Raw genomic sequence first — 17549 nt, 5'->3', positions numbered from 1 at the left:
CTACGGGTGCGGCTTCTCACCCCTCGCCAGCATCCCTACGTACTTCTCGATCCGGCGCGCCCGGGTCTCGGCCTTCTTGGCGTCCTGGACCCGGTACAGGATCGCGTAGCGGTTCTGCCGGTCCAGCGTCTCGAAGAACGCGGCGGCGGCAGGGTCGGCGCTCAGGGCCGCCGCAAGGTCGTCGGGGACGCCGGCGCTCCTCGCGCCGTCGTACGCCGCCTCCCAGCGGCCGTCCGCCTTGGCGCGGTCGACCTCGGCCTGCCCCGCCGGACGCATCCGGCCCTGCTCGATCAGGGCCGCCACCTTGTCCCGGTTGATCTTGGACCATGTGCTGCGCGGTGTGCGCGGGGTGAACCGCTGGAGCCACCATCGGTCGTCGAGCGCGGCCTTCTGACCGTCGATCCAGCCGTAGCAGAGCGCCACGTCCAGCGCCTGCGCGTAATCCAGCGCGACGATCCCGGGACCCTTCTTGCGAAGCTTGAGCCAGAGCCCGGGGGAGACGGCGTGGTTCATCCCGAGCCACGCCTCGAATGCCCCCGCGGATTCGAACGAGACGATCTCCAGATCCTGAGTCACCCCAGCAGCGAACCACACCCGGCCGCCCGCCACGACGTCGTCCGGGCAACCGGTGCGCGCGGGACGCCGGAGAGGCCGCCGCCGGGCTGCCCGGATCACGGGTCGTGTCCGGCGGCCGCTTCCGCGTCCGCGCCGGTTCGCGCGAGTCAGCGGTCGTTTCCCGGGACGTGTCCGCCATGGCCTGGGGCAGGCCCCGCCGGCTCACGCCCTGGACTCCGTCCCAGCCGGGCCAGGGCCGCTGTCACGAGGGCGATCGTGCCGGTCTCCAGCGTGAGACGGACGCTCGGAAGGTAGCGGGGTGAGTGGTTCGCGGGCAGGGAGCGGAGTTTCTCGGCGGCACCGGAGCCGGGGGCCGCCGACCACTGCGCGGGCCCGGTCGAGCCGAGCATCCAGTAGACGCCGCGAATGCCGGGCCGCCCGTGGAGGGCGGCACCGGCGCCGGTCAGGAGCGGGAAGTCCTCGGTCGCGGTGGAGCCCGGCCACCCGGTGACCCGGCCGGCACCGAAGAACGCCCGGTGGGCGTCGCGGACGGCGGCGGCCGGCTCCGGATCGGGGAGCGTCACACCGGAGCGCACCACCGGGGTGACCGTGGCGCGGGGCGGCAAGGCCGCGGCCGACGCCTCCGCGCGCACCACACGCTCCACGGCGGCCACGGCCCGGTCGAGCGCGGCCTCGGTGAACGCGCGGGCGGTGACGTGCAGATCGGCGCGGGAGGCGATGACGTTCCCGGCCCGCGCCGCGTTCCCCGTGCGCAGCGAGGACGCCGTGACGACGAGGCGTTCCGCGGGGTCCGCTTCGCGGGCCGCGACGGACGCGAGCCGTGTCACGACTCCGGCGGCGGCGAGCAGCGGGTCGGCGGTGAGGTGCGGGGTGGCGGCGTGGCCGCCGTCGCCCTCGAAGACCACCTCCAGCGTGACGCTGCCGGCCAGCACCGGTCCGTCGGCGTGCGCCACCATGCCGGCCGGGAAGGGCGCGGTGTGCTGGGCGAGGACGTCGTCGGGCGGGGTGATCCGCTCGTACAGGCCGTCTGCCAGCATGGCGCGGGCACCACTCAGCGTCTCCTCGGCCGGCTGTCCGACGATGAGGAGGGTGCCGCGCCAGTCGTCGCGCCGGGAGGCGAGCCAGCGAGCCGCCGACGCCACGCACGCGAGGTGGGCGTCGTGCCCGCACGCGTGCATGACCGGGACCGTGCCGCCGTCGGGGCCGGGTGCGGTGACGGCGCTGGCGTAGGGCACGCCGGTGTCCTCGGCGACGGGCAGGGCGTCGAGTTCCGCGCGCAGGAGGACGGCGGGACCGTCGCCGTTGCGGAGCTCGGCCGCCACTCCGTGACCGCCCACGTCACGCAGGACGCGAAAGCCGTCCACGGTCAGCCAGTCGGCGAAGCGGGCCGCGGTGCGGCGCTCGGCTCCGGAGAGTTCGGGATGGCGGTGCAGGTCGAGGTACAGCTCGGCGGTGGGCGCAAGCAGCTCGGCGAGACCGGGAAGTCGATCGGTGGGCAGGGGCCGTTCGCGGTCCGCGGCTCCGTCGGGGCCTTGGCTGTCGGTCTTCATGTGCGGGTCTCCTGGAATGGGTGTCAGCGGGGTGACAGCGGACGGCGAGGGGGGTGACGGCGGACGCGCGTAGAAAGAGGGGTGCCGCAAGGCCCCTATTTCCAGGGGGCGTTCGACGCACCACCGGGCGGGCCGTCCCGTTCCGTCCGGCGACAGGTCCCGCGTACCAGAAGGAGTCGTCATGGCTGACAACACCCTTGCCTCTCTCGCCCAGGAGATCCTGGACCTCGAGTCCGAGACCTTCGAGATCACGGACTACTCGGACGCCAGCGAGGTGATGCTCGGCTCCTCCACCAGCTGCTCCTCCACGAGCACCTGCTCCAGCACCACCAGCACCACCTCCTGCACCGCCTGACGTTCTCCGTCCGGCCATGAAGGTCCCCGGCGAGTCGGCGCGCCGGGGACCTTCGCCGTGTTCGGGCCGGGCGCGCGGCGCCCACCGGCACCGCCGCTCGAGACGGCCGTGGCCGCCGTCAGGGAAACGGGTGGGGCACGAGCCGCAGATCGCTGTCCCCGAGCGGCGCCGGCACCAGGCCCGCGCGGTACGGTGCGGTGCGCAACCGGGGCATGTGCGGAGCCCGCTGGCGCAGCCATCCGAAGTCGATCGGCAGCAGGCCGGGAGCGAGGGTGGCGACCGTGCGCAGCCCCATGCGGCGCTGCTCGGGCGTGGTCTGGTCGACGGCGATGACGTCGCACCCGGCCGAGACCAGCAGGTCGCGCAGGAGCGTCAGATCGTCGCGGAGGTCACCGGTCCGGGGCCGCTGCTCCTGCCATCCGCCGAACAGGTCGCCCAGGGAGGCCACTTGGGGTGGAGTGAGGTAGCTGTGCGCGTGACGGCGCATGGCGGGCATCCCGAACATGGCGGCGTGGTCCGGCAGATGTCTGACCAGGTCGAAGTCGTCGGCCATCGCGGCGAGTTCGACGGGTCGCTCGGCGACCTGCCGGGGCAGGTGCGGGATGTAGGTGAGGATCTCCGAGAGCGCGGACTCCACCGCCGTCTCCGGGTCGAAGGATGCTCCGGCGGCGAACGCCAGGGTGCCGGGCCCGTCGTCGCGGCGGACGGCGAGCCCGGTGACGACCGGCAGCGACAGGTCGACCCGGTTGTCGAAGACGTGGACGTCGTAGCCCTGGAGAGCGGCCCGCGCCACCATGGCCCGCACCTGGGGACCGCGCACCGAGTCCAGATCGATCTCCGGCAGCGGCAGACCGCCGTACCAGCCGAGCAGGAAGGCGTCCCGCTCGACGAGTTCCAGCAGGCCGAAGAGGATCGCCTCCTCCGGGGAGCCGCCGGTGGCACAGCCGTTGGAGCATTCGAAGACGAAGTTGTCCTCGCGCGTCCCGGCGCTGTAGTAGACGAGCCGGGCGGGGACGAGCACCGGCCGTTCGTCGCGCAGGGACCAACCGGTGACCCACGGCATCGGCCGGGACGGGTCGAACGGCTCGACCATCGGGTCCTCGGCATAGGTGCGCGGCGGGTACAGACCGCAGGCGCGCGGGTCCAGGGCGCGGTCGCCGAGTTCGTCGAAGGATGCCGTGACCGTGGGGGCACGGTGGCGGCGGTGGGTGCCCGCGTAGCGTTCCAGCCCTTCAAGGAAGGCCAGGCGGCGGCTGCGGGCGAAGGAGTTGGCCTGGCCGCTCCAGGTGACGTCGGTGAGTCCGGCGTAGCCGCGCATGAAGACGCTGCCGGCGACGGGTGCGGTCGTGGGAGAGGTGACGTCGATCCAGGTGCCGCCGCCGAGCACCCCGCACACCGGGTTGGCCAGGCCCTTCACGGGCAGCGGGTAGTCGGCGGGGCGGCGCAGCCGGTAGGCGTCCGGGTGCGGTTTGGGGCGGGCGGCGAGCGGTGCCACCCGGGCGTCCCGCGCGGCCCGGCGTGCCGCCTGTTCGGTGAGCGGGCGGCAGTGCGGGCACATCGGCTCCGGCACCAGCGGGAAGGTCCGCACCCGCAGGCTCTCCATGTCGAGTTCGGTGACCCGGGGGAGGGCGCCGTCGGGGCCGTCCGGGGTGTGCCGGGCGGCGCCGGAGACGATGAGCCGGTGCAGGGACCAGACCGCGTCCACCGTGTGGTCGGGCACGACGGGCCAGCGGCCGACGGCGGTGGTCTCGGAGCCGGTCTCCAAGGCCTCGCGTTCGGTCCGGGTGCGCAGCCGCTGCCGGCGCATGGCCAGGCAGGTGCCGCAGGCCGGACCGGCGTCCGGGCCGCCGCCCCAGGGGCCGAGCAGCACGGCCTGAGCGGTGAGGTGCACGACGGCGGTGTGCGCGGGAACGGCGTGGCCGGAGCCCCGACCGGTCACGGCCGCGTCGCCGAGCACGTCGGCGTCGCCGATCCGGGACACGGCGGGAGCGGGCAGGCCCGCGGCCCCGGCGCGGGCCGCCAGCCGGTCCTGGAGGTCCGCGCGGGCGGCCTCCAGCGGGGAGAGGGCCGCCGCGGGGGCGGTGACGGTGGTCATGGCCGGTTGCTCCAGCGGAAGATCCGGGTGGCGATCAGCCCGAAGACCACGGCGAAGACGGCGAGTCCGGCACAGTCCACGCCGATGTCGCCGAGGTCGCCGCGCCCGCCCATGGCGTCGGTCAGGCCGTCGTTCAGGTAGTGCAGCGGCAGTACCTTGGCGACCGTGCGCAGCCAGCCCGGCATCAGGTCGTCGGGGAAGAACGAGCCGGACAGGAAGGCCATCGGCACCATCACGATGTTGGCGATGGCCGCGACCGCCTCCGGGGTGTCGGCGACACTGCCGACCACCAGACCCATGGCGAGGAACGCGGTGACGCCGAGCACCAGCAGCGGCAGCGCCGCCCACCAGGGCCCGTTCAGTCGCAGCCCGAAGAACGGCAGCAGCGCGACGGCGGTGAACAGCACGGCCTGGACGAGGGCCACGCCCAGCGCCACCGTCCACCGGGAGGCTAGGAGGGTGCGCAGCGGGGTCGGAGAGCGCCAGATGAGGCGCAGCACGTCGTCCCGGCGCCACTGCATGAGCGCGAAGGCGACGGAGAACACCGCGGCGTTGCCGACGCCCCACGACAGGACGCCCGGACCGATGTAGTTGATGGAGGACAGGCCGCCGTCGACCTGCTGGCCGCGGAAGATGAGGCCGAAGAGGACCAGGAAGGCGAGGGGGAAGGCGAAGGTGAAGAAGAGGGTCGTCCTGTCGCGCACGCTCGCGACGTAGGTGGCCCTGGTCAGTGCGGCGTACGCGCTCAACGCTGGTGCTCCGATCCGGTTCCGGTCAGCTTCAGGTAGGCGTCTTCGAGAGTGGCGGTGCGCACCGTGACGCCGGAGATGTCCACGAGGTCGCCGAGGGCGGTGAGGACGCGGTTGGCGGCGGTGGTCTCGATGACGAGTTCGTCGCCCTCGACGGCGGCCCGGTCGACCCCGTCCAGCGCCAGGGCCTCCTTCGCCGAGAGGTCCGCGGCCGGCAGCAGCAGCCGGGCGGGCGCGGCGAGGGAGCGGATGAGGTTGCGGGGGGAGTCGAGCGCCACGAGCCGGCCCTCGGCGATGATCGCCACCCGGTCGCACAGCGCCTCGGCCTCGTCGAGGTAGTGGGTGGTGCAGATGATGGTGCGGCCCTCGGAACGCAACGAGTGCAGCAGGTCCCACAGTTCGCGCCTGGCCTCGGGGTCGAGGGCGGCGGTCGGCTCGTCGAGGAATATTATTTCCGGTTCGTTGAGCAGCGCGGTGGCGACGGCGAGCCGCTGCCGCTGGCCTCCGGAGAGATGGTCGATCCGGGCGTTCTCCTTGGCGGTGAGGCCGACGCGCTCCAGCGCGGTGCGCGCCACCGCCGGATCCATGCCGTACAGCGCGGCGACGGTGCGCAGGTGCTCGGCCGCCGTGAGCCGGGCGAAGAACGCCGACGCCTGGGTCTGCACGCCGATCCGGGCCAGCAGTGCGGTGTCGCGCGGCCAGGGGCTCGTGCCGAGGACGGTGACGGAGCCGGAGTCGGCCTCGCGCATGCCCTCGACGATCTCCACGAGGGTGGTCTTCCCTGCGCCGTTGGGGCCGAGGATGCCGAAGAACTCGCCGTGCCGCACGGACAGGGAGACGCCGTCGAGGGCCGTCACCTCTCCGTACCGCTTGGTGACGCCGTCCAGGACGACCACCGGCTCGGTCTCCGTGCCGCCGTGGACGGCCTCGGTCTGCGTGTCGGGTCCGCTCATCTCGCCTTTCCTTGGGTGCGGTGACGGCTCCTCGGCGCCGGCGGCGCCCTCGGTGTCCGCCCGTGCCGCGGCGGACCGCCCCGGCACACGTTCGGTGGGTGCGGTGGCGGGCGCGACCCGCCGTCCGCCGGAGGCCGCTGCCGCTGCGGGTGGCGCCGCCGAGGTGGCCGGGGTACGGCGGGCGCGGCGGGAGCGGCCGAGTGTGCCGAGCGCCCACAGCAGCAGGAGGACGCCCGGCACCGCGGGCGGCAGCCACCAGGCGAGCGCCGCCAGGCTGTCCGGGAGGACGGAGCGCAGCGTCGCCCCGCACAGCACGAGCAGCGCCGCGCACTGCACCGCGGTGAGCAGCGCGAAGCCCCCGTACACCAGGCGCAGCCGGGCCGGGTAGGCGGCGAGTCCCGGGCCTCGTCGCAGCGGTGCCCGCAGGGCGAGCGCCGTGAACGTGCGGCTGCCGCCCGCGAGGTCGGTGACTCCGAGCGCGTGGCCCAGCGCCTTGTAGCCGTCCAGGGGCGCCAGCGGCAGCAGGTTGGCGAGGCCGGAGACCGTGCCGAGGAGCAGCAGCGCGCCGAGCGCGGGCCGTGCGTCGGCGTCGTACGGCAGCAGCGCCCACACCGGGTAGAACGGCACCAGGAAGAGGACGTTGGCGAGGACGCCGGCGCAGGCGGTGGCCACCTTGCGGCCGCGGCCGCCGAGGAACTGCACGTCCTCGATCTCGCAGTAGAGGTAGGTGGCGCCGAGGATCCAGCGCAGCCCGATCTCGGTGACCCGGCCGTTCCAGGCACGTGCGGCCAGGCCGTGGGCCACCTCGTGCAGGGCGAGGCTGCACCACAGGACGCAGCCCACGGCGAGGAGCAACACGGGCTGCCGGGCCGTCTGTTCGGTCTGCCGCCACAGCGTGCCCCAGTGGACGGCGACGGCCGCGACCAGCGCGAGCGCCAGCCCGACGAGTGCGACCCGCACGGCGGGCCGCCGCAGGGGTGCGGTGGCGCGGTGCAGCCGGTCCATCAGCGCGGGCGCGTCGGCGACCAGCCGGGTCCGCCCCGCCAGCAGCCCGTTGGGCCGTGCGGCCGGTGGCGCGGCGGCGGCCGGCGCGTAGGGCGCGGGGGCGCCGTCGAGGAGACCGCGGCCGTGCAGCAGGCGCAGCATCTGCCCCCACTGCGCCTCGCCGAGGCGGGTGCCGAACGCGCCGGTGTACTCCCGGCCGATCTCCTCCAGCGTGCGGGTGCCGTCCAGGCGCGTGATGAGGAAATGCTCCTTGGGGCCGACCTCCATGCGCTGCCCGGTGCGCGGATCCTTCAGCAGGTGGATGCGGGCCGCCCCGCGCACCAGGCTCGGGCCGGCCACAATGTCGGTGCGGACGCGCGGCCGGGCCGCGAGGAAGACGTCGGCGCTCACTCCGCGCCGTCCGGGGATGCGTCGCGCAGGGCGCGGCCGAGGACGTAGGAGAGGAACGCCTCGTCGCGGATGGTCATGCTCAGCCGGTTGTTGGTCATGTGCAGGTACGGCGAGAGCAGCATGGGCAGGGCGTGCGCGGGGTCGGTGGCGTGGATGTCCCGGGTGCCGTCCCAGGAGCGGAACGTCAGTTCACCGGCCCGCGCCAAAGCGGTGGCGCGGTCGCGGAGTTCGGCGCAGTGCGTGGCCCAGCCGCGCAGGAACACCGGAAGCCGGTGCGGCTCGCCCGCGGCCACCGCCTCGCGGATGTGCCGGAACCGCTCGGGCAGCCGGTCGCCCATCGCGTCGTAGGCCCGGTCGTAGCCCTGGTCGGCGGTGAACGTGGTGCCGCTGAACGCCTGGTTCCAGAAGGTGTGGTAGCCGTCCAGGAAGCCCAGCAGGGACTCGTCGTCGGCGAGGAAGGTGCCGGACATGACCATCATCAGCTGGGCGGACAGCCCGAGCAGGACGGTCCGCAGGTGCAGGTTCATCGTGCGGGCGGCCTCGATGACCAGGTCGCTGGAGTGCTGGAAGTGCCACTCGGCCAGGTCGATGCCGGCCGGGCCGCCGTACTTGCCGTACTCGGGTTCGTAGGGGCGCTCCTCGAAGGAGTTGTTGGGGCGCAGCTTCATCCGGCCGTCCTCGCCGAGGAATTGGGCGCGCTGCTCCTCGCTGTACTCCAGGGTGAAGAGGGTCTCGTAGAGGTCGGCGAGGAAACCGGCCTTGACCTCGTACAGGGCAGGGCGCCCGCGCAGGAACTCCTTCAGCGCGGCCGTGGTGCGCTCGCGCACGGGACCGGCGTCCGCGGCCCGCCGCGGCTTGAGCCGCAGCCGCAGGTGCGGTCCCTCCAGCCAGTAGTTGATGAAGAAGTACCCGTCGAGCAGGCCTTCCTCGGTGAGGGCGTCCACCAGCGGCCGCACGCAGGTCAGCAGCAGCGGACGGGGGCTGGCCGCGTAGAAGACGTGGACCGCCAGCCACTCGCCCGGAGCGTCGCTTGCCGTTCCGTGGGCGGGCGCGCCGGAGGCGGGGGAGGGGTGGGGTGCGGTCATCGGGTCGGTTCCTCTTCGGGCGGGCCGGCCGGGCCGGGCAGCATCTCGACGGCGAGTTCGGCGACGTGCCGGCCGTGCGGGGAGGTGACGTACAGCTCGTCCTCGCCGGGGAGCATCTCCTCGAAGACGCACCGGGCACGCCGGCCCGCGAGGAGCCCTTCGAGGGCGATGAGCGACAGCGGGCTGTCGAAGTCGACGTACTGGGGCTTGGAGCCGCCGAACCAGGCGCCGCCGCTCTCCTCGCCGTCCGCCGCCTCCTCGTGGACGGTCACGAAGACCCGGCCGGGCAGGCCGTGCCGGGTGCGCCAGCGGTGCCAGGCGAGGTACCAGTCGCTGTCCGCGGTGCCGGGTGCGCGCTGCGGCAGGCTGCCGTCGGCGGCCGTCCAGGAGCGCCGCTGGAGGACGAGCGCGTGGTGGCGGACCCGGGGCCGCCGGGTGACGCCGTCCTCGGCCGGACCGCCCGGCACCCCGCGCCACACGTCCAGCACGGAGCGGGCGGTCGGGGAGAACAGCAGCAGGGTGCGCGGGATCTCGGGAAGCACCATGGGCACGAGGTAGCCGAGGTAGAGCGGGACCACTTCGCGGTCGATGCGGTCCGAGCGCAGGATCAGCCGGTCGCTGTCGGCGTCGTGCACGGCGTACAGGTCGTCCAGGTGCAGCCGGGACTCCTCGGGCGCCGTGCTGTTCTCGCCGGGGCAGACGATCTCGTAATCGGTCAGGGCGCCGTGCAGGTTGAGGTTGGTGGTGGCCGCACCGGCGGTGATCTCGGCGAAGACCGCGTCGGGCGGGCACAGCCGCCGCAGCTCCTCGCGCAGCGCAGCCGTCAGACCGGGGCCGTCCGTGCCGTCGAAGCAGTGGGTGAACCGCGTGAAGGGGAAGCACAGACCGCCGAAGGAGTCGTTGAGGACGGCCCGCAACTCGCCGTCCCGACGGCCCGGTTGAAGGAAGTGGCTGTACGGCTGGAAGGCGGGCGCGGCCCCGCCGAGCGCCCCCGCGACCGCGTCCACGGTGGCGTCGTCGAGGACGAACTCCTCGGCCGAGGCGGGGAGTCCGGCCCAGCCGGTGCGCATCCGGGCGGTGAGTGCGGCCCTGGCCCGGTCCAGGGCGGTGATCTCCGGCATGCCGAGCCAGTTCTCCTCCGGAGCGTGGCTGCCGTCCGGGAGGAAGTCGTCCTTGGTGGCGGTGAACTGGAGGTACTGCCGGAAGATGTCCTCGTGGAAGTCGTGGACCAGGCGCAGCAGATCGTCGCAGCGTCCGCCGCGGCCGTACCGGGCGAGGAAGAAGCCCTTGAGGGTGAGCCGCTGCGGCAGGGCCACGTCGAAGGCGGGCAGCACGCGGCCGATCGACCGCAGCGGACCGGCCAGCGCGGTCCATTCGGTGAGGTCGGCGGTGGTGGTGCCGGCGGAGACGTCCTCGTAGAGCAGGGTCTGCGGCAACGTGGGCCGTTCGGCGCCCAGTTCGCTCTGGAGCGCCGCCAGGTCGGCGCGCAGCCCGGCGAGAAGGGTCCGGCGGGTGTCCAGGTCCGCGGCCGGGTAGCGGTCGACGACGTCGCCGGGGCCGTCGAGACGGGTGGCGAGCGCGTCGGCCCAGGGACGGTCCAGGGCGCGCAGCGCACGCTGGAAGGCGCGCAGCGGGTCGCCGCTGTGCACGCCCGTGTCGAGGCTGGGCAGCTGGAGCATGCCGAGGTCGCGCAGCGCGGTCAGGTAGTGCTCGGCCTCCTCCGGCCCGGCGCCGGTCGTGACGGTCAGCCAGTGCGCCAGATCGCCGTGGCGCAGGGTGCCTTCGTGGCCGCGCAGCAGGGCGAGCATCCCGTCGAGGGTGCCCTGCCTGCGGAGGAAGAAGAGCCGGTCCTGAGCGGCGTCGAAGCTGACCGTGGCGCTGTCGTCACCGGCGCTAACGGCCCGCTGCACGTAGCGGACGCGGTCCTCGTCCAGTTTCCAGCCGGAGGCCAGGGCCACCGGCAGGTCGGCGCGGCGCTCCGGGTCCGCGGCGACGAGTTCGGCCAGCCGGGTCAGGACGACGACGTTGAGCCTCGGGTGTCCCCGCCAGTCGGCGCCGACCGGCGTGACAGCCCGCGCGCCGGTCCGGTCCGCGCCCTCGAAGCCGCCGAGGGCGACGCCGGTGAGGGTGCTGAACGGGCTGGTCTTGCACGCGGTGCGGTACAGGTAGGACAGCAGCGAGCGCTCCATCTTGCGGGCCCGCTTGCCGGGGAGCGGCGCCGGGTCGGCGGCGAAGGCGTCCAGCCGCTCCTCCAGGGTCGGCGAGGCCAGCAGCAGGCCTCGCCGCAGCCGGTCGTCCCGGGCCAGGCCGCGCAGCTCGGCGCGGGTGCGGGCCAGCGCGTCCGCGAGGACGGGGCCGCCCTCGGCACGCAGCCGCTCCCAGCGGACCCGGGCGTCCAGCCAGGCCGTCAGGTCGGCCGCGGTGCCGGGCGCGAGTCCGGCGGCGAGGGCGCGGGCCGCGTCCGGGTCGCCGGGCAGCCGGTTGTTGAAGACCTGCCGGCGCAGCGCGAGCAGGCGGCGGCGCAGCGCGGCGTCCTCGGTGGCGCCGACCGCGTCGGCGAGCGGGTCGCTGAGGCGGGCGCCGAGCGCGGTGAGCCTGTCTTCCTCGGCGGCGGTGCGGACGGCCCAGTCCGCCGCCTCCGGGGCGCGCAGGGCGAGGACGGTGTCGGCCGGAAGACCCGCGACGCGCAGCATGAAGCGGCTGTGCAGTGCCGCGCGCCCGGTGGCCGGGGCAGGGGTGTCGTGGGCCGGGGTGGTGGCGGTCGGGCTCACGCCCTCCTCCTTTCGGGTGGGGTGTGCCGCCGCGCCCGGGGCCGTCGGATCGTCGTCCGGCGGTCCGGTGCGGGCGGCGGCACGCGGGTCACGGGGCGACGATGTCGTAGCGGTAGTCGGCGGGGCGCGGCCGTTCGTGGCCGATCAGCATGATCAGCAGCGGGATCTCGCCGCGGTCCGCGAGACCGAGTTCCTCCTCGTAGGAGACGCTGTCGAAGCCGAGGGCCACACCGCAGGCGGTGCCGGCCGCGGAGACGGCGGTGTAGACGGCCTGGGCGGTCGCGCCGACGGCCGCGTTGACCAGGCGGTAGCCGCGGTCGCCGACGGCGTCCAGCACCGCGTGGGTCCTGGCCACCGGCACCAGGACGGCGGCGGCCTGTTCCAGGTTGTAGTTGGCGAGGAAGTAGGTGTCCTGGAGGAAACCGGCGTGGTCGCCGGCCTTCATCAGCACCAGGTCGCCGGTGTCCCGGTCGTACTCGTAGAGGCCGGCGGGCACGTCGCGCACGTGGTTGACGAAGACGTACAGCCGGGTCAGCGGGGCGGCGCCGGGCGTCTCGGTGTCGGTGTCGAGGGTGCCTGCGGCGACCGCGGCGCGCAGCGCGACCGACAGCCGGTCGGCGTCCAGCGGGGTGACGGCGCTGAACCGGCCGAAGCTGCTGCGGCGTTCACGCAGCGCCCGGCGTACGGACGTGTCCAGCGGCGCTGGTTCGGGCAGCGGGCAGCGTTCGCCGTCGCCCGCCGCGGCGGCCAGCGCGGCGTCCAGGGCGCCGGGCGCGGGCCGTTCGGCGGCACCCTCCAGGGTGGCCTCGTGGATGCGGCGCAGGGTCGGGAAGGCCAGCACCCGGCGGGACTTCTCGTCGGGCACCCGGCGCACCCGCACCTCGGGCGTCTGCGGCGCGTCCCGCTCCGGGGCCTGCCCCTGCCAGCGCAGCGGGACGACGGCGAACACGCCGTCGTCCTCGGCGTCCAGGCCGAGCAGCCGGCCCAGCCGGGGCTCGTCGAACCACAGGGCGCCGCCCAGGTGCAGGCCGTGCGCGCGGGCCCACATCCTCCAGGTCTGCAGCAGGGCGCCGACGTCCATGGTGACGGCGTGGTAGCAGAAGCTGTTGTACTTGAACGAGTTCTGCCAGAACGTCACGCCGAGCACCAGGAACTGGTCGGTGCCCGCGGCCTCCGGCAGATCGCCCAGCGCGGCCCGCACCTCGCCGGTGACGTCGCCGGACAGCAGCCGGGTGACCCGGTGGCCCGGGGTGTCGTAGTAGTAGACGCCCGGTGCCAGCGGACCGCTCGCACCGCTGATCCAGTGGACGCCGACCGGGTAGAGGCCGCCGCCCGAGGCGGTGCCGCGCGACCAGTTGGCGTGCGCGTGGAACGGCAGGGACCCCAGGTCGGTGTTGGCCTGGACGGCGAGACGGCGGCCGGTCAGTCCGTAGGAGTCGCGCAGCATCGCGCCGAGCAGCGGCAGCGTGAACGCTCCGGTGCCGGGCTGCCCGAACAGGCCCCGGCCGAGGGTGGCGTCGTCCGCGCAGCCGCCGTCGGGCAGCGGGAAGGACGGCGCGCCCGGGAAGAACTTGCCCTTGCGGGGGCGGTCGGACCAGTCGGGGACGAAGTCGGCCGGTTCCATGGGGATCCTGCCCCGCCGCTTCACCGCGGTCGCGTACTCATGGGCGTATCCCATGGTCACTCCCTCTTCTGCTCGTCTTGGTGGGCGCCGACGGCCCGGGAGGCGGGTGCCGGTGTGGGAATGGAGGTCGTCAGGGGAAGGGATGCGGTGCGGGGTTGAGATCGTCGTCGGCCAGGTCGTGCGTCCGCAGCCCCGCCTCGCGCAGCGCGGTGCGGGCGCGGGGCAGGAGCGGGCCGCGCTGGCGGCTCCAGCCGAAGTCGATCGGCAGCAGGCCGGGCACCAGAACCTTGACCGTGCTCAGGCCGTGGGCCCGCTGTTCCGGCGCGGTCTGGTCGACCACCACCACGTCGAACCCGTGCGCCGCGACGGCGGCGACGCATGCCTCCACGTCGTCGCGCAGGTCGTCCGAGACACGCGGCGTACCCGGCCCTGAGGCCAGCGAGGCGAGCGGCACCCGCTGTGCGTCGTCCCGGCCGCGCAGCAGGAAGTCGGTGTAAGGGCCCATCTCGGGCAGCCCGTACAGCAGCGGGTGGTCGTGCAGGACCCGCACCTGGTGGAAGTCGGCGGCCATCCGGCGCAGCCTGCGCTCCTCGCGCGTGGTGCGGCGGCGCAGGTTCACGGAGTCGGTGGCGATCTCGCAGAGCCCGGAGGCGAGCGCGGCCTCCGGGTCGAGGGAGGCGCCCGCGCCGAAGCAGAGCAGCCCCGTTCCGCCGTCGACGCGTTCGGCGACGGCCGTGACCACCGGCACCGGGAACGTGATCCGGGTGTCGAAGAACCGGGCACGGTAGCCGTACATCGCCAGTCGGTCGACCATGGCGCGGGTCTCGGGCCGGGTGCTGCTCGCCGGGTCGATCTCCGGGAGCCGGGCCCGTCCGAACCAGGCCAGCAGGAAGGCGTCGCGTTCGACGGTCTCCATCAGCCCGTGGTAGACGGCCTCCGTCAGACTGCCGCCGGAGGCGCAGCCGTTGGAGCTCTCCTGCACGAAGCGCCGGCCGATGCCGCCGGGCGCGTGGTAGTACGCCACCACTTCGGGGACGAGGACGGGCCGGGCGTCGCGCAGCGACCAGCCCCACACCCACTCCAGCGGACGGTCCGGCGCGAACCGCGGCACATCGGGATCGGCGGCGTGGAAGGCCTGGGAGTACAGACCGGTGGTGCGCGGGTCGACCGCCCCGGCACCCCGTGCGCCGAGTTCGTCGAGCGAGGCGGTGACCGTGGTCCGCTTGGACCGGGCCCGCATCCCCGCGAAGCGTTCCAGGCCCTCCAGCAGTCCGACGCCGACGCTCGTGCCGTACGCGTCGGTGTGGCCGCCCCAGTAGCACTCCCGCAGGTAGCTGCCGGAGCGGGTGGTGAACGCGCCGATCGCCGACGACGTGGAGGCCGAGGTCAGGTCGGGTGCGACGGACGGGCCGAGGACCCCGGTGACCGGATTGGCGAACGCCGTGAGCGTCAAGCCGTAGGCGCCGGGCGGCCGTTGACGGAAGGCGTCCCGGGCGTGCTTGGGCGCGGCCGCCAGGTCGACGCGGGCGCCGTCGGCGGTGTCGTCCACGGGCGTCCCGCAGGAGGGGCACTCGCCGTCGGGCACCAGCGGGAACCGGGATACGCGCAGGGTCTCCAGGTCCAGCAGCCACACCCACGGGTGACGGCCGGCCGCCGGAACGGCGGCCGCCGCCGCGACGAGGGCGGCGAGGGCGTCCGCCACGAAAGCGGCGCGCCACGGCGGGGTTCCGGTGGCGACGGGCTCCCCGCCGACCTCCAGCGCCTCCCGCAGGAAGCCGGCGCGCACCGATTGCCAGCGGCGCGCCAGGCACTGCGGGCAGCCGCGGTCGCCGACGGCGCCGCGCGGACCCACCACGGCGTGGTGCCCGTACAGACCGACGGGCAGGGTGGTGGAGTCGAACTCCCGCGCGGGTTGCGCCAGTTCGTCACGGACGCCGAGCGGGGTCACGAGGGCCCGCGGCGCGTCCGGGTGTCGCGCGAGTACGGCGGTGACCGACGCGGTGAGGTCGGCGCACACCGCCGCCCACGGCCCGGCCGGATCGACGCCCGCGGGCCCGGTCCGGGCCGGCGGCGCCACGGTCTCAGTGGGCACCGTGCTCCTCGCCGGTCAGCAGGACTCGGACGGCGTGGACCCGGCCGGTCGCCAGGTCGGGCGCGGCCACCGGGACGACGAAGGCGTCCCGGCCCGCCGCCGCCAGCGCGTCCAGGACGGCGGCCCAGGTGGTCGCGTCCCGGAGGGCCGAAGTGCTGCCCTCGGTGACGAGGGCGGCGGCGTCCAGGTCGGCCCACAGCGGGTCCCCGGTGTCGGCGGGACCCGCGGCGCGGCGCAACTGCTCGGCGCCGAGCAGGTCGCGCAGCGCCTCCAGCACGGCGTCGTGGTGGCGCAGGCCGCTGCCGGCCGCCCAGCGCACCTCGCCGCTCTGCGGGTCGGTGAGGCGGGCCAGGGCCACCGGCAGCAGACCTCCGCCCGCCGTGGTCAGGTCCAGGACCTCGGTCGCCACGCCCAGGTTCTCCGCCGAGCGGAGCAGGAAGTGGAGTTCGGGGTCGTCCCCGAGGGGTGTCGGGTCCACGGTCGGCAGCGGCGCGGTACGGCGGGCGGCGCCGCGCAGGGCGTCGTGGGCGAGGGCGGTGCGCAGGGCGCGGGCGAGCGCGGCGCGCGGGGTGCCGGCGGCGCCGGTGCCCGCCGAGGTCCGCTCGAAGAGGCCCGAGTCGTTCCAGCCGCCCAGGGTGCGCACCGCGCCCGTGGGCACCAGGACCGTACGCCCGTCCAGCAGCGAGGTGGCCTCGCTCCAGTGCGCGACCCGCTCGGCGGGCACGTCGAGGCCGCTGGAGAGGGTCAGCGCGGCGGGTGCCGTGCGGTCCCACTTGCCGAGCGCGGCCTCCAGGGCGGCGGCCTCCAGCACCCGGGGCGGCACGACGTGTTCGGCGTAGACCTCGGCCGCCCGGAACAGCGCGGTGAGGCGGGCGCCCGCGACGTGGTGGACGTCGGTGGCGGATATCCGGCGCACCCGGCCCGGCGCGGTGCCCAGGCAGACCGTGCTCACCTTGAGCGGGGTCTGCTCCCAGTCGTCGTCCGCGTAGGCGGTGAAGACACCGGCCCGCTCGCGGACCAGGACGTCCCGCTCCTCCAGGGCGGACAGGGCGGCGCGGGCGGTGTCCTCGTCGGCGGCACCGCCGACCGGCAGGACGCCGGGCTCGTCGTCCGTGTGCGGCGCGCGCAGCACCTCGCCCGTGAGACCGGCGCCCTCGGAGGGGCCGGGGTCGGCGGCCGAGCAGAACGGGCAGCGGGGGTGCGGCAGCAGCGGCTCGGACAGCACGTCGAGGGAGTCGAGGTCCTGCACGATCACCTGGTTGCGGGTCTCGGCCGGCAGCGCCTCGGTGACGAGCCGGAAGACCTCGAAGGCCAGCAGGTTGCCGAGCATCCCGGCTAGCGGTCCGGCGAGGACACGCGGGGGAGTGCCGAGCGGCGCGCCGGGTCCGACGGAGGCCCAGAGGTCGGCGCTGTCGGCGGCGTCGGCGCCCGCGCCGAGCCGCAGGGCGGCGCAGCACCAGCAGCCGGGGACGCCCGCGGTCATCACGGGGCCGACGACGGCCCGGTCGCCGAACGTCCAGGCGCCCAGCAGCCGCCGGCCCGCGGGCACGCCCTCGCCGAGCAGCCGGAGCATCTGCCGGTGCCCGGCCGCACCGGTGACCAGTACGGTGTCCCAGCCGTCGAGGTCGTCCCAGCCGTAGGTGCCGTCAGCGGCCCCGGTCAGGCGGGTCAGCCCGGCAGCGCAGCCCGCATCGGTGAGGGACGCCGTCTCGGCCTCCAGCTCGGCCGGCCCCTCCACGCCGTGCAGTTCGCGGCTGAGGACGCCGGGCGCACCCTGGTCGGTGACGGCGACCGCGGCGCAGCCGTTGCGCAGCAGGCCGAGCGCGGCCCAGCGGGCGAGCGCGTCGTCGCCGAGGACCGCGACCGGGGTGGAACGGAAGCGCAGAAACCTTTCGGTAGCGTTGTCCGCGTAGTGGTCGAGATAGTCGATCTGGTGGGCGAAACGCTCGGCGACCTGCGGCGCGAGCACGTCGGCCGCGGGGCGGGGAGCGGCGTCCCGGGCGAAGCCACGCGCGTAGAGAGCGCGCACGAGTTGGACCACCATGTCGCGCTGCTTGTCCCCCAGGCCGGCGCACAGTTCCTCGACCCGCCGCTCACCGTCGAGGTGCGGGACCATCAGCGCGGCGAAGCGGTAGGCGGACTGCGTGACGACGTTGAACCCGCCGTGGGCGTTGTGGAACAGCACGCCGGACGGGGTCCGGGTGAAGAGCACGTCCCTGCGGATGCGCGGCCGTGACCGGGCGATCTCCTCGTAGGACGAGGGGGTGTGGGCCATGTGTGTCGAAACCTCCGGGAAGCGGCGGG

11 protein-coding genes are annotated in these 17549 nt (G+C 74.7%); 1 reads left to right on the top strand and 10 read right to left on the bottom strand.

What is annotated here, in order from left to right:
- Both ACIRQ9_RS08205 and ACIRQ9_RS08200 read right to left on the bottom strand, forming a co-directional pair.
- Positions 1 to 594: a YdeI family protein gene (locus ACIRQ9_RS08205; protein ID WP_404168982.1), complete on the bottom strand. Its 594-nt coding sequence runs from the start codon at positions 592 to 594 to the stop codon at positions 1 to 3.
- Between the two features lie 128 nt (positions 595 to 722).
- Entirely contained in the window at positions 723 to 2126 is a 1404-nt protein-coding gene (locus ACIRQ9_RS08200) for an amidohydrolase (protein WP_404168401.1), read from the bottom strand.
- Positions 2127 to 2307: 181 nt separating this feature from the next.
- Here ACIRQ9_RS08200 and ACIRQ9_RS08195 point away from each other — a divergent pair, with 181 nt between their 5' ends.
- Positions 2308 to 2481 carry a thiazolylpeptide-type bacteriocin gene (locus ACIRQ9_RS08195; protein ID WP_031179489.1) on the top strand — a complete coding sequence of 58 codons (174 nt, stop codon included), beginning with the start codon at positions 2308 to 2310 and terminating at the stop codon, positions 2479 to 2481.
- A 118-nt stretch (positions 2482 to 2599) separates the two neighbouring features.
- On the opposite strand, the gene ACIRQ9_RS08190 is transcribed toward ACIRQ9_RS08195, so the two are convergent.
- The 8 genes from ACIRQ9_RS08190 to ACIRQ9_RS08155 form a co-directional block, all read right to left on the bottom strand.
- Positions 2600 to 4576, bottom strand: a complete 1977-nt coding sequence (locus ACIRQ9_RS08190) for a TOMM precursor leader peptide-binding protein (protein WP_404168398.1) — start codon at positions 4574 to 4576, stop codon at positions 2600 to 2602.
- Positions 4573 to 5325, bottom strand: coding sequence for an ABC transporter permease (locus ACIRQ9_RS08185; protein WP_351327852.1), 753 nt, complete (start codon positions 5323 to 5325; stop codon positions 4573 to 4575). The genes ACIRQ9_RS08190 and ACIRQ9_RS08185 overlap by 4 nt, the downstream gene beginning before the upstream one ends.
- Entirely contained in the window at positions 5322 to 7673 is a 2352-nt protein-coding gene (locus tag ACIRQ9_RS08180; protein WP_404168395.1) for an ATP-binding cassette domain-containing protein, read from the bottom strand. Before ACIRQ9_RS08180 ends, ACIRQ9_RS08185 begins: the two co-directional genes overlap by 4 nt.
- Positions 7670 to 8758, bottom strand: a complete 1089-nt coding sequence (locus ACIRQ9_RS08175; protein WP_404168393.1) for a lantibiotic dehydratase C-terminal domain-containing protein — start codon at positions 8756 to 8758, stop codon at positions 7670 to 7672. The genes ACIRQ9_RS08180 and ACIRQ9_RS08175 overlap by 4 nt, the downstream gene beginning before the upstream one ends.
- Complete coding sequence (locus tag ACIRQ9_RS08170) at positions 8755 to 11529, bottom strand: lantibiotic dehydratase (protein WP_404168391.1); 2775 nt, start codon at positions 11527 to 11529, stop codon at positions 8755 to 8757. The genes ACIRQ9_RS08175 and ACIRQ9_RS08170 overlap by 4 nt, the downstream gene beginning before the upstream one ends.
- A gap of 88 nt (positions 11530 to 11617) precedes the next feature.
- Positions 11618 to 13207: a nitroreductase family protein gene (locus ACIRQ9_RS08165; protein WP_404168389.1), complete on the bottom strand. Its 1590-nt coding sequence runs from the start codon at positions 13205 to 13207 to the stop codon at positions 11618 to 11620.
- Positions 13208 to 13283: 76 nt separating this feature from the next.
- Entirely contained in the window at positions 13284 to 15245 is a 1962-nt protein-coding gene (locus tag ACIRQ9_RS08160) for a TOMM precursor leader peptide-binding protein (protein ID WP_404168387.1), read from the bottom strand.
- The gene (locus tag ACIRQ9_RS08155) at positions 15235 to 17520 is read right to left on the bottom strand and encodes a TOMM precursor leader peptide-binding protein (RefSeq protein WP_404168385.1); all 2286 of its coding nucleotides are present in this window, start codon (positions 17518 to 17520) and stop codon (positions 15235 to 15237) included. Before ACIRQ9_RS08155 ends, ACIRQ9_RS08160 begins: the two co-directional genes overlap by 11 nt.
- Positions 17521 to 17549 lie beyond the last annotated feature (29 nt).

It is taken from the genome of Streptomyces sp. NPDC101237 (assembly GCF_044767465.1).
Classification (GTDB): domain Bacteria; phylum Actinomycetota; class Actinomycetes; order Streptomycetales; family Streptomycetaceae; genus Streptomyces; species Streptomyces gramineus.
Note: the sequence above shows the minus strand (reverse complement) of the source record. Positions and strands in the feature narration are given on the sequence as shown.